Below are 12,807 nucleotides of genomic sequence, written 5' to 3'. Positions count from 1 at the left end.
GATGACGCAGGCGCAGGATCACGAACACGCGGGGCCTGCCGTACCGCAGACCCGCACCGCACGCCACCGCCGGATCGTGGACATCCTCAACCGGCAACCGGTGCGGTCGCAGAGTCAGTTGGCGAAGCTGCTCGCGGACGACGGACTGACCGTCACGCAGGCGACGCTCTCCAGGGACCTGGACGAACTGAACGCGGTGAAGATCCGTAACACCGACGGCGATCTCATCTACGCGGTGCCGAGCGAGGGCGGGTTCCGTACGCCTCGCGCTCCGCTGGGGGAGTCGGCGAAGGAGGAGCGGATGCGGCGGCTGTCCGCGGAGCTGCTGATCTCCGCGGAGGCTTCCGCGAATCTCGTGGTCCTGCGGACCCCTCCGGGGGCCGCGCAGTTCCTGGCCTCGGCCATCGATCAGGCCGAGCTGCACGACATTCTGGGGACCATCGCCGGGGACGACACGTTGATGCTGATCAGCCGGAATCCTGCGGGGGGTCAGGCGTTGGCCGACCATTTGTTGGGGTTGGCGCAGAAGAACCACTGAGGGGCGCCAGCGGTTGAGTCCAGGGTGCGGATCCGTTGTGGCTCGTCGCGCAGTTCCCCGCGCCCCTGGGCACGTCCCGTCACCCGAGTCGTCTTGCCAGCCCTCCTGTGCACCGCACCTCGTCGCCCGCCGTGATCAGCAACGCCTCGACGTCCGGCAGCGACTCCAGCCACGCCAGTGCCTGCCTCGACCCCATCGCGAAGGCCGCCGTCGCCCAGGCGTCCGCCCAGGTCAGTTTCGGGGCCACGACCGTGACCGCCACGAGGTCCGTCACCGCGGACTTGCGGGTGCGGGGGTCGACGATGTGGGCGCCGCGTTCCGCCGTGCCGGAGGTGGCCACCGCCAGTTCGTCGGTGCCGGCCGCCGAGACCACGGCCGCCAGGCCGCCCGGGCGGAGCGGGTCCGACACGCCTACCCGCCAAGGGCGTTGGGGTCCCGGCGCACCGCACAGCTGGACGTCCCCGGCGCCGTTGACGCTGACGCCGCTCGCTCCGGCCGCCATCAGGGTTCTGGCCGCGCGTTCCGCCGCCCAGCCCTTGACCAGGCCGGTCGGGTCGATCTGCCCCTGGTAGGTGTGGCTGAACCACCCCTCGCTGACCCGCTCCGCCTCGGCGCACAGGTCGAGCACCTCGGCGACCTCCGGGTCGCAGTCGGCGACGGAGATCTCGCCGCGGGCGAGCCGGGAGATCTGGCTGTTGTCACGGTAGGTGCTGAACACTTCGTTGACCTTGTGCAGTCCGGCGATCGCTGCTGCCAGCGCCACCTGGACCGCACGAGGGTCCCCGCCGCGGACGTCAAAGGAGAAGACGGTCCCCATGACCTCCTCCGCATGACGCACCGCGACGGGAGCTTCCGCGGGATCAACCACCGGCCTGGTCCAGGGCGGACTGGAGGGACTCCTTGTAGCCGGCGCTGGTGTAGCTGGCGCCGGACACCGCGTCGATGTCGCCATCGCCCGCCGTCACCGCCTCCTGGTTGAGCTTGGGGATGGCGTCCCCGGAGATCTGGTCGCTGCGACCGCCACTGGGCGCCTGGACCGCCGACGCTGAGGTGATCCTGCCCTTGGTCAGCGTGACCCGGACCTGCACCGGGCCGTACTCCGTCTGGACCACGCTTCCGGTGTACGTGCCGCCCCCGTCGGAGGTCGCGCCGCCCTTCGCCGCACCGCCCGCCGCGGCACCCGAGCCCGCTGACCCTGCCGCAGAGCCGGCTGCCGGGTCGGCCGAAGCCGTGCCCGTCCCCTTGTCCGACTCCGCAGCGGGAACCTTGTCCAGGGCCGACTGCAGCGACTTCTTGTAGCCCGCGCTGGTGTAGCTGGCGCCCGAGATCGCGTCGATGTCCGCGGTGCCGGCGGCGACCGCTTCCTGGTTGAGCTTGGGGATCGCGTTGCCGGAGATCGTGGTGCTCTGGCCCCCGCTGGGCGCCTTCACCGCCTCCGCCTTGGTGATCTTCCCGCCGCTCACCGTGATACGGACCTGGACCTGGCCGTACTGGGTGTCGACCGCGTCGCCGGTGACCGTGGCGGCCTGGGCCGCACCGCCGCCGGTGGCACCCGTACCCGCGCCCGCGCTGGCCTTGTCCAGGGCGGACTGGAGCGACTTCCCGTAACCCGCGCTCGTGTAGCTGGCGCCGGAGATCGCGTCGATACTGCCGTCGAGGCCCGCGGCGACCGCTTCCTGGTTGAGCTTGGGGATCGCGTTGCCGGAGATCTGGTCGCTCTGACCGCCCTTGGGCTGCTGGACCGCCTCCGCCTTGGTGATCTTGCCGCCGCTCACCGTGACGCGGACCTGGACCGGGCCGTACTGGGTCTGGACGGTGTCGCCGGTGAAGGTGCCGTCCTTGGCCGCTGCGCCGCCCTGGGCCGACTCCTGCGCCGCCGCCGTCTGCTGCGGCAGAGCACCGGCAGCCTGTGCGCCCCCGGGGTCCGACGTCGGCTTCAACGTCAGCAGCAGGACGATTCCGGAGACTGTGGCGGCGCTCGCCAGCATGACGCGCCGAAAGGGGTGACTCTTCTTCATCGCTCCTGGCTCCCGTCGCTCACATCTCGAACGACTCGTGGTGGATACGGCGCGCCGGAACACCCGCGCCGCGAAGTGCCTCGTACACACCCTGGGCGAAGCCGGGCGGCCCGCACAGGAAGACGTCGTGGTCGTCGATGTCCGGCAGCTTCCGGCGCAGCGACTCGGGCGAGATGTCCGGGCGCTCCCCGTCGGGGCTGTTCACCGCGTACATGAGACGGGCGCCGCGCTCGTTGGCGATGGTCGCCAGCTCGTCCCACAGGGCCAGGTCCTGGGTGCTGTTGGCCCGGTAGAGGAGGGTCAGGTCGCCCGCCGCGCCGGGCAGGGTCTCGAACAGGGCCCGCATCGGGGTGATGCCGACACCGCCGGCCACCAGCAGCACCTTGCCCTGGCTGCGCTTGGAGGCGGTCAGAGCGCCGTAGGGACCCTCGGCCCACACACGGGTGCCGGGCTCCAGCTCGCGCAGGGCCGAGCTGTGGTCGCCGATCGCCTTCACCGTGATGCGCAGCATGTTGGGGCGGGGGGCCGCCGACAGGGAGTACGGGTGCGAGCTGAACCGCATACCGGGGGCCAGGAAGCGCCAGCGGAAGAACTGGCCCGCCTCCGCGCCCATCCGGTGCAGCTTCCGGCCGCTCATCAGCACGGACACGATGCCCGGGGTCTCCTCGATGACCGCCTCGACCCGCAGCCGGTGGCGCATGTTCAGCCGGATCGGCGTGACGATGCGGTACCAGAGGACCAGCGCGGTCACCGAGCCGTACAGCGCGTACCAGGCGGTCTTCGCGGCCGGTTCCACGACGAACTCGTTGCCGGTGGACAGCTGGTGCCAGAAGGTCAGGAACGTGGCCGCGTACGTCAGCAGGTGCACGTGGTACCAGAGGTCGTACGGGATCATCCGCCGGACCGGGCCGATGGAGCTGAGCCCGATGACCACCAGCAGACCCGTGCCGATCGCGGCCTTGCCCATGTCGGGCAGCTGGTTCACCGAGTCGACCGTCTGCTGGACGATGTCGCCGAACGTCTTCCCGGCCTGGAGGGCGTAGCCGTACATGATCAGGACGACGTGCGCCACGACCAGGCAGAGCGTGTACCGGCCGCTCATCGCGTGCCAGCGCGCCACCCGGTCCGAGCCGACCCGGCGCTCCAGCGCGGGCACCCGGGCCATCTGGAGCACCACCAGCGCCATCAGGTATCCGGCGAGCAGACCGGTGATCCGGCCGGCCGCGATGATCTGGGCGGTGGTGTCGGCGAGGGAGGGCGTGTTGTGCCACCACAGCCAGATCACTCCGGCAGCGCCCGCCCCTACGGCGAGCAGCAGCGGGACGGCGGGGGAGCGGCGAGGTCGGATGCGGCGCATCGTCTGGCGTCGCGCGGCACGTCCGCCTGCGATCGTGGTGGTCACGGTTCCTCCGTGGGACGGGGTCTAGTCGAGAGGCTTGGCCCCTTGGCCCTCAGATACGTGCCACGACCGCTGAGTGTTCAGTGACCCGACAGGTCTACGGTTAAATGCCAGTTAAATGGGGTGACGGCCGGTAACCCCCACGCGGCGATGCCCGGTGAGGCTCAGTAGCGGACGATGGCCGTCGGCCCGCTCGCCGTACCGATCGCGATGTGCGGCCGTCGCTCCGGATCCGCCCAGGCGAGGATCGCCCGCATGGCCTCGGCCGGCACCGACACACAACCGGCCGTCGCCGCACGCCCGTTGACGTGCAGGAAGATCCCGGCACCGCGCTCCCGCACCGGCTTGGCGTAGTTGAAGGCGATGACGTACGCGTGGGCGTACTGCTGCGTGTACGAGATCAGGTGCTCGGACTCGGTGGCCCGGCAGTCGGCGGGGCGGGGCTCGGTCCAGCGGTTGTAGGAGCGCGAGTCGTTGTCCTGGCACCACCAGGAGTTCTGTCGCACGGGCCGGTACGTGACCTTGGTGCCGCTGGGTGCCGCCTTGATGCCGAAGGCGTACGGAAGGTCGTACAGCCCGGCGGGAGTGGTGTTCGTGCCCTGTCTGCGGGAGCCGCCCTCGACGAGCCCGTTCGCACCGAAGCGGGCGGGCGCGGAACCGGCCTTCGTCCATGTCCCGTCGCGCAGGTTCCACCAGGTGAGGGTGCCCGAGGTCGCCTTCGCGCGCGGCGCCTGAGCCGTGATCAGCTGGGATCCGCCGCCGGTGTCGGCCAACAGGGCGGGCAGCGGCGGCGCGGCCGTGGGAGGGGCACCGGGGGCGAGCACGAGAAGGGACGCGGACGCGAGGACGACGGCGGCTCCGGGACGCATGGCTCAGACGGTACTGGGCGGGAGCGGCAACGGCAGCCCGGGTAGTCCGTCCAGGCTCGTCGCGATGTGGTCCTTCTTCTCGAAGTAGGCGCTGAGCGAGGCGTCGTCCTCACGCGCGAAGCGCCTGGCGTGCAGATCGCGGTCGCTGTCGTACGACATGAAGGGAACCGAGTATCCGCAACTGTCCCGGACGAGTTCGGCGCGCACGACGATGATCGCGCGCAGGCCGTGCGCGGTGGCGTCGATGTCCGGGAAGCGGGCGAGGAGTTCGGGGAAGCGCGGGTCGTCACGGAAGACCGGCTCACCGCGGCCGTGCACCCGGACGATGTTCGGCGGGCCCTCGAAGGCACACCACATGAGGGTGATCCGCCCGTTCTCGCGCAGATGCGCGACGGTCTCGGCGGTGCTGCCGGCGAAGTCGAGATAGGCCACGGTCAGCTCGTCGAGGACGACGAACGAGCCCTTGAGGCCCTTGGGGGAGAGGTTGACCGTGCCGTCGCCGGACAGCGGGGCGGTCGCGGTGAAGAAGAGGGGCTGCGCCTCGATGAACGTGCGCAGGCGGCCGTCGATGCGTTCGTAGGTCTTTCCCATGACTGATCATTGTCCGGGAAAGTCGTTCGCCTGTCTAAGTGTTTTTGTGCCATGTCTACGGCAGTGGCGCCGTAGTGCTGTGCAGGCCCGTGGCCGCCCCGGCCGGCGCTTGCTTCGGGGCGGCCACAGTGCCTGTCACGTCACTTGGTGAACGTGCAGGCGGCCAGCGAGTCGAGGCCGGTGGGCTTGGCCGCGGTGCGGCCGATGGCGGTGGCGATGCGGTTGATGGTCGCCACGCGCTTGTCCTTGAGCGGACCGGTGATCGCGTTCTGGACGAAGTTGGGTCCGCCCTGGCCGACCGTGTTCACGAGCCGCGTGTTGGCCTCGGCGATCTGCGTGTTCAGCAGGGCGAGGTTGCGGGTGACCTCGGCCTGCGCCGACGCCGGGATCGCGGGCAGCTTCGAGGCCACGTCCGGGCAGCTGATGGTGCCGGCGCCGCCGTTGTTGCCCGCGTTGCCCGCGTTGCCCGTGTTACCGGCATTGCCTGTGTTGCCGTTGTTGCCGGCGTTCCCCGTGTTACCGGTGTTGCCACCCGCCTGCTGGGTCGGTGTCGCGGCAGGCGCGGCCACCCCGGCGGCGTTGAGGGTGCAGGGCGCCAGGGCGTCGAGGCCGACCGGCTTGGCGGCGGTGCGGCCGATGGCGGTGGCGATGCGGTTGATGGTCGCCACGCGCTTGTCCTTGAGCGGACCGGTGATCGCGTTCTGGATGAAGTTGGGACCGCCCTGGCCCTGGGTGTCGACGATGCGCTTGTTGGCCTCGGCGATCTGCGTGTTCAGCAGGGCGAGGTTGCGGTCGACCTCGGCCTTCGCCGACGCGGGGATCGCGGGCAGTCTGTTCGCGACCGCCGGGCAGTTCACCGTCGGGACCGCGGCCTTGGTGGTCGCCTGGGTGGTGGTGCTGTTCTTGGACGTTTCCCCGGCAAGGGCGGAGCCGGCGACGATCGCACCGGTCAGAGCCACTGCGGCGGCGCCGCCGATGATGCCCACACGACGCTTGTTGTACTTCGGAAGAGCCCTGGACATGCGGATGCCTCACTCGGGTCAGGGGGTGGCTGTGTGGTTCGACTCGCTGTACAGACGCGGCGCCTGCGTCTGGCGTGAGGTACGGGTAAGCGGTTTCGTGTGTTCAAAGGCTCGGCAAACATCCGTAAGAAAATTTCCCGAGATTGACGAACCATGCAGAGTGCTGCATACTCATGCATGTCAGCGAATGCACTGTGAGGAGAAAACCCGTGACCGAGCGCGTCGTACTCGCCTACTCAGGCGGTCTGGACACCTCCGTCGCCATCGGCTGGATCGCCGAGGAGACGGGCGCCGAGGTCATCGCGGTCGCGGTCGATGTCGGCCAGGGCGGCGAGGACCTGGACGTCATCCGCAAGCGCGCGCTCGCCTGTGGCGCCGTCGAGGCCGAGGTCGCGGACGCCAGGGACGAGTTCGCCGAGGAGTACTGCCTCCCGGCGATCAAGGCCAACGCCCTCTACATGGACCGCTACCCGCTGGTCTCCGCCCTCTCCCGGCCGACGATCGTCAAGCACCTCGTCGCCGCCGCCCAGAAGCACGGCGCCACCACGGTCGCCCACGGCTGCACGGGCAAGGGCAACGACCAGGTGCGGTTCGAGGCCGGCATCGTGGCCCTCGCCCCCGACCTCAAGTGCATCGCCCCGGTCCGCGACTACGCGATGACCCGCGACAAGGCGATCGCCTTCTGCGAGGAGAAGCAGCTCCCGATCGCCACCACCAAGAAGTCCCCGTACTCCATCGACCAGAACGTCTTCGGGCGCGCGGTCGAGACGGGCTTCCTGGAGGACATCTGGAACGCCCCGATCGAGGACATCTACGAGTACACCTCGAACCCCGCCACCCCGCGCGAGGCGGACGAGGTGATCATCTCCTTCAAGGAGGGCGTCCCGGTCGCCGTCGACGGCAAGCCGGTCTCCGTCCTCCAGGCGATCCAGCAGCTGAACGAGCGGGCCGGCGCCCAGGGCATCGGCCGGATCGACATGGTCGAGGACCGTCTCGTCGGCATCAAGTCCCGCGAGGTGTACGAGGCTCCGGGCGCGATCGCCCTGATCACGGCCCACCAGGAGCTGGAGAACGTCACGGTCGAGCGCGAACTCGCCCGCTACAAGCGCCAGGTCGAGCAGCGCTGGGGCGAGCTGGTCTACGACGGCCAGTGGTTCTCCCCGCTCAAGCGCGCCCTGGACGGCTTCATCAACGAGGCCAACCAGCACGTCAACGGCGACGTCCGGATGACGCTGCACGGCGGTCGCGCGGTGGTCACGGGCCGGCGCTCGGACACGTCCCTCTACGACTTCAACCTCGCCACGTACGACACGGGCGACACCTTCGACCAGGCCGCGGCCAAGGGCTTCATCGACATCTACAGCCTGTCGTCGAAGATCGCGGCCAAGCGCGACCAGGCGTAACCGATACCGTTGTTGGCACCGCCTCCCCTCCGTACGGGTGGGGAGGCGGTCGCACATCCACCCCCTGCCTTCAGACCTGCCTTCGAGGAGCAACGCAAGTGAGCAGCAACAGCGGTGACGTACGGCTCTGGGGCGGCCGTTTCGCCGACGGTCCCGCCGAGGCCCTGGCCAAGCTGTCCGCGTCCGTCCACTTCGACTGGCGGCTCGCGCCCTACGACATCGCCGGATCGCGTGCCCACGCGCGCGTGCTGCACAAGGCGGGCCTGCTCACGGACGACGAGCTGACGCGCATGCTGGCCGGCCTCGACCAGCTCGAAGCGAACCTCGCCGACGGCACCCTTGTCCCCACGATGGCCGACGAGGACATCCACACGGCCCTGGAACGCGGCCTGTTGGAGATCCTCGGCCCCGACCTCGGCGGCAAGCTCCGCGCCGGCCGCTCGCGCAACGACCAGGTCGCCACGCTCTTCCGCATGTACCTCAGGGACCACGCCCGTACGATCGGCGGTCTGATCGCCGACCTCCAGGACGCCCTGATCGGCCTCGCGGAGGCCCACCCCGACGTGGCGATGCCCGGTCGCACCCACCTCCAGCACGCCCAGCCGGTCCTGTTCGCCCACCACGTCCTGGCCCACGTCCAGCCGCTGTCCCGGGACGCGGAGCGCCTGCGCCAGTGGGACGAGCGCACCGCGGTCTCCCCGTACGGTTCGGGCGCGCTGGCCGGTTCGTCGCTCGGCCTGGACCCGGAGTCGGTGGCCAAGGACCTCGGCTTCGAGCACGGCAGCGTGGGCAACTCGATCGACGGCACGGCCTCGCGCGACTTCGTCGCCGAGTTCGCCTTCATCACGGCGATGATCGGGATCAACCTCTCCCGGATCGCCGAGGAGATCATCATCTGGAACACGAAGGAGTTCTCCTTCGTGACCCTGCACGACGCCTTCTCCACGGGCTCGTCGATCATGCCGCAGAAGAAGAACCCGGACATCGCGGAGCTGGCACGCGGCAAGAGCGGCCGTCTGGTCGGCAACCTGACGGGCCTCCTGGCCACGCTCAAGGCCCTGCCCCTCGCCTACAACCGCGACCTCCAGGAGGACAAGGAGCCGGTGTTCGACTCCTGCGACCAGCTGGAGGTCCTGCTCCCCGCCTTCACCGGCATGATGGCCACGCTCACCGTCCACCGCGAGCGCATGGAGGAACTGGCCCCGGCCGGCTTCTCCCTCGCCACCGACATCGCCGAGTGGCTGGTCAAGCAGGGCGTCCCCTTCCGGGTCGCCCACGAGGTCGCCGGCGAGTGCGTGAAGGCCGCGGAGGCCGACGGGGTCGAGCTGGACGGCCTGACCGACGACCAGTTCGCGAAGATCAGCGCCCACCTCACCCCCGAGGTCCGCACGGTCCTGAACGTCCACGGCGCTCTGGCCTCCCGCAACGGCCGCGGCGGCACGGCCCCGAGCGCGGTGGCGATCCAGCTGGCAGAGGTGAAGGCGAACGTGGCGGCCCAGCACGAGTGGGCGACGGCCAGGACGAAGTAACCCCTGAAGGGCCGCAGGCCCCTTCAGGGGCGCGGGGAACTGCGCGACAAGCCACAACGAACCCGCACTCGCCAACGCACCTCGGAAACCGAGCTCCGAGGCGCAAGGGGGGTCGAAGGGGCACAGCCCCTGAAGGACGGGACGGGTAGGGGCGGCGGGGGCGAGAACCCCCGGCACCCCTCGCCCGGCAGACCCCCAAAGGTCATCGCGGGTTACGTTGGTCGCAAGCCGTACCGGACCCGACCGAACGGAACCCGCGATGCCCTTCACCCGACTGGCCACAGCGACAACCCCCACCTGCCACCTCGGACTCGGCCTCGCCGCAGTCGGCCGCCCCGGTTACATCAACCTCGGCCGGGACGACGACCTCGGGGACAACCGCAGCGTCGACGCCCTCCGCACCCGCACCCACGAACTCCTGGACGCCGCGTATGCCCAGGGCGTGCGCTACATCGACGTCGCCCGCTCCTACGGCCGCTCCGAGGAGTTCCTCGCCGACTGGCTGAAGACGCACCCCGACCTCGACGACGTCGTGATCGGCAGCAAGTGGGGCTACACCTACACCGCCGGATGGACCACCGACGCGGAGCGGCACGAGGTCAAGGACCACAGTCTCCAGACGTACGAGCGTCAGCGCGCCGAAACCGATCAACTGCTCGGCACCCGCCTCGACCTCTACCAGATCCACTCGCTGACCCCCGACAGCCCGGCCCTGTCGGACAAGGAACTCCACGCCCGTCTCGCGGAGGCCGCCGCGACGGGCCTGACCGTCGGCTTCTCCACCAGCGGCCCCGCCCAGGCCGACACCGTCCGCGCCGCCCTCGCCGTCACGGTCGACGGCGAGCCCCTCTTCCGTACCGTCCAGTCGACGTACAACGTCCTGGAGACCTCCGCCGGGCCCGCGCTGGCCGAGGCCCACGACGCCGGACTGACGGTGATCGTCAAGGAGGGCATGGCCAACGGCCGCCTCGCCGCCGGGCAGGCGCCCGACACCGTACGGGCGGTCGCCGAGGAGACGGGCCTCGGCGCGGACGCCGTCGCCCTCGCGCTGGTGCTGCGCCGGCCGTGGGCCGGGGTGGTGCTGTCCGGCGCGGCCACGCCGGGCCAGCTCGCCTCGAATCTGCACGCGGCGGTCGTCGACCTCGACGAGGACCAGCTGGCCCGCCTGGCCGCGCTGGCCGAGGAGCCGCGCGCCTACTGGGAGCGACGCGCGCAGCTGCCCTGGCACTGAGCTACCCGTCGAGGGGTTGGCCATGATACGCGCATGCCTTCGATGAGACAATAATGTCTCACATGGTCTACTGTTGTCTCATGGCCGTCGATCGTGAACACGTGCTGCGCAGCGCAGCCGCCCTCCTCACCCGGAAATCCACGTCCACCATGGACGAGGTCGCCAAGGCGGCCGGAATCAGCCGGGCCACGCTGCACCGCCTCTTCGCCGGGCGGGACGTGCTCGTGCGGGCCCTCGAAGGGCTCGGTATCGAGGAGTGCGAGGCGGCTCTGGCGGCCGCGCGACTCGGCGACGGCACCGCCCAGGAGGCTGTGCGCCGCCTGGTGCGGGAGCTCGAACCCGCCGCCGGACTGCTCGCGTTCCTCTACACCGAGAACCAGCTGTTCGAGGGCGAGGAGCAGAACGAGGGCTGGGCCCGGATAGACGCCGCGATCGCCGCCCTGTTCCGGCGCGGCCAGCAGGGCGGCGAGTTCCGCATCGACCTCACCCCGGCCTGGCTCACCGAGGCGCTCTACGGGCTCATGGCCTCCGGGGCCTGGGCGGTGAGCGAGGGCCGGGTCGCCGCCAAGGACTTCAACCACATGATCGTCGAGCTGTTGCTCGGCGGCGCGCTACGGAGAGAGGAATCATGACCAGCACCCTGCAGCCGGCCCACGCGACGGAGGAAGGGAGGCGTCCGGGCCGTTGGCTCGCGCTGTCCGTCCTCGTGCTGGCCGTGCTGCTGGTGGCCGTCGACGCGACCGTTCTCGGTCTCGCGACCCCCTTCATCAGTGAGGACCTGAAGCCGTCCGGCACCCAGTTGCTGTGGATAGGCGACGTCTACTCGTTCGTCATCGCGGGCCTGCTCGTCTCCATGGGCAGTCTCGGCGACCGCATCGGCCGCAAGCGGCTGCTGCTCATCGGCGCGACCGCGTTCGGCGTGGTGTCCGTCCTCAACGCGTATGCGACGACACCGGAGTTGATGATCCTGGCGCGGGCGCTGCTCGGTGTCGCGGGCGCGACCCTGATGCCGGCCACGCTCGCCCTGATCCGCAACCTCTTCCACGACCCGCGCGAACGCAGCCTCGCCATCGGCATCTGGGGTGCGACCGCCTCCGCCGGTACCGCGGTCGGCCCGGTCGTCGGCGGCTTCCTGCTCGAACACTTCTGGTGGGGCTCGGTCTTCCTGATCAACCTGCCCGTGATGGTGGTTCTCGTCCTCGTCGGCATCAAGCTGCTCCCCGAGTCGCGCAACCCGGCGCCGGGCCCGTGGGACCTGCGAAGCGTCGTACTGTCGCTCGTCGGCATGATCGGCATCGTGTACGGCATCAAGGAGGCGGCGTCACACGGGTTCTCGTGGCCGGCCCTGGGCGCGGCGGCCCTGGGCGGCGCGGCCCTGTACGGCTTCGTGCGCCGTCAACTGGCCCTCCCCATACCCCTCCTGGACATGCGGCTGTTCCGCGACCGGGGGTTCAGCGGGGCCGTACTGGCCGACCTGCTGACCATCCTCGGACTGTCCGGGCTGGTGTTCTTCCTCTCGCAGTATCTGCAACTGGTGCAGGGCCGGGGGCCGTTGGAGGCGGGCCTCGCCGAACTGCCCGCGGCGATCGGTGCGGTGGTGGCGGGTCTGCTCGCCGGCGCGGCGGCCCGGCGCTACTCGGTGCGGGCCGTGGTCTCGGGCGGCCTCGCGGCCATCGGCCTGGCCCTGGCGGCGCTCACCGTGGTGGACCAGTCGACCGGCTATCCGCTGCTCGGCACCGCGCTGCTGGTCGTGGGTGTGGGCGCGGGCCTCTCGTTCACCGTCACCTCCGACGTCATCCTCGGCAGCGTCCCCAAGGAACAGGCGGGTGCGGCGGCGGCGGTGTCGGAGACGGCATACGAACTGGGCGCCGCCCTCGGCATCGCGCTGCTCGGCTCGATCGTCACGGGCGTGTACAGGAACTTCCCCGCCCCGACGGGCACACCAGCCGAGGCCCACGAATCCCTGGGCGGCGCGGTGGAAACAGCGGCGGGCCTGCCGACGCACACTGCCGAGACCCTGCTGAACGCGGCCCGCGAGGCCTTCACTGACGGAATCGCCCTGGCGGCAGGTGCCGGCGCGGTGGTTCTCCTGGCAGCGGCGGGCGCGGCCTGGGTACTGCTGAAGGGACAACGCCTGGAGGGCCGGGGCGACCACCCCTAGCGGGACCTGATCACGTGGGGCGCCTGGGGCGCCCCACAGGGGTGCG

Annotated in this window: 12 protein-coding genes; 6 read left to right on the top strand and 6 right to left on the bottom strand. The window is 70.4% G+C overall.

Features of this window, described 5'->3' with window-relative positions:
• The first annotated feature begins 1 nt into the window (after window position 1).
• Entirely contained in the window at window positions 2-538 is a 537-nt protein-coding gene (locus OHN74_RS07335; protein WP_327693712.1) for an arginine repressor, read from the top strand.
• Between the two features lie 79 nt (window positions 539-617).
• On the opposite strand, the gene OHN74_RS07330 is transcribed toward OHN74_RS07335, so the two are convergent.
• The 6 genes from OHN74_RS07330 to OHN74_RS07305 all read right to left on the bottom strand — a co-directional run bounded on the left by OHN74_RS07330 (window position 618) and on the right by OHN74_RS07305 (window position 6,437).
• A complete protein-coding gene (locus OHN74_RS07330) occupies window positions 618-1,355 on the bottom strand; it encodes an FAD:protein FMN transferase (protein WP_327693711.1) in 738 nt (245 codons plus the stop codon).
• A gap of 43 nt (window positions 1,356-1,398) precedes the next feature.
• Entirely contained in the window at window positions 1,399-2,556 is a 1,158-nt protein-coding gene (locus OHN74_RS07325; protein WP_327693710.1) for an FMN-binding protein, read from the bottom strand.
• Window positions 2,557-2,575: 19 nt separating this feature from the next.
• A complete protein-coding gene (locus OHN74_RS07320; protein ID WP_327693709.1) occupies window positions 2,576-3,958 on the bottom strand; it encodes a ferredoxin reductase family protein in 1,383 nt (460 codons plus the stop codon).
• Between the two features lie 161 nt (window positions 3,959-4,119).
• A complete protein-coding gene (locus tag OHN74_RS07315) occupies window positions 4,120-4,824 on the bottom strand; it encodes a L,D-transpeptidase family protein (protein WP_327693708.1) in 705 nt (234 codons plus the stop codon).
• A gap of 3 nt (window positions 4,825-4,827) precedes the next feature.
• Window positions 4,828-5,415 (bottom strand): pyridoxamine 5'-phosphate oxidase family protein, encoded by a 588-nt coding sequence (locus OHN74_RS07310; RefSeq protein ID WP_327693707.1) that lies wholly within the window; start codon window positions 5,413-5,415, stop codon window positions 4,828-4,830.
• Window positions 5,416-5,555: 140 nt separating this feature from the next.
• Complete coding sequence (locus tag OHN74_RS07305; RefSeq protein WP_327693706.1) at window positions 5,556-6,437, bottom strand: hypothetical protein; 882 nt, start codon at window positions 6,435-6,437, stop codon at window positions 5,556-5,558.
• Window positions 6,438-6,646: 209 nt separating this feature from the next.
• On the opposite strand from OHN74_RS07305, the gene OHN74_RS07300 reads away from it, so the two are divergent.
• The 5 genes from OHN74_RS07300 to OHN74_RS07280 all read left to right on the top strand — a co-directional run bounded on the left by OHN74_RS07300 (window position 6,647) and on the right by OHN74_RS07280 (window position 12,761).
• Entirely contained in the window at window positions 6,647-7,840 is a 1,194-nt protein-coding gene (locus OHN74_RS07300; RefSeq protein ID WP_327693705.1) for an argininosuccinate synthase, read from the top strand.
• 98 nt (window positions 7,841-7,938) lie between these two features.
• A complete protein-coding gene (argH, locus tag OHN74_RS07295; protein WP_327693704.1) occupies window positions 7,939-9,369 on the top strand; it encodes an argininosuccinate lyase in 1,431 nt (476 codons plus the stop codon).
• 259 nt (window positions 9,370-9,628) lie between these two features.
• Window positions 9,629-10,600 (top strand): aldo/keto reductase, encoded by a 972-nt coding sequence (locus OHN74_RS07290; RefSeq protein ID WP_327693703.1) that lies wholly within the window; start codon window positions 9,629-9,631, stop codon window positions 10,598-10,600.
• Window positions 10,601-10,680: 80 nt separating this feature from the next.
• Window positions 10,681-11,232: a TetR/AcrR family transcriptional regulator gene (locus OHN74_RS07285; RefSeq protein ID WP_327693702.1), complete on the top strand. Its 552-nt coding sequence runs from the start codon at window positions 10,681-10,683 to the stop codon at window positions 11,230-11,232.
• Window positions 11,229-12,761: an MFS transporter gene (locus OHN74_RS07280; protein WP_327693701.1), complete on the top strand. Its 1,533-nt coding sequence runs from the start codon at window positions 11,229-11,231 to the stop codon at window positions 12,759-12,761. The genes OHN74_RS07285 and OHN74_RS07280 overlap by 4 nt, the downstream gene beginning before the upstream one ends.
• The last annotated feature ends 46 nt before the right edge of the window (window positions 12,762-12,807 follow it).

The organism is Streptomyces sp. NBC_00459 (assembly GCF_036013955.1).
In the GTDB taxonomy this organism is placed as follows: Bacteria; Actinomycetota; Actinomycetes; order Streptomycetales; family Streptomycetaceae; genus Streptomyces.
Note: the sequence above shows the minus strand (reverse complement) of the source record. Positions and strands in the feature narration are given on the sequence as shown.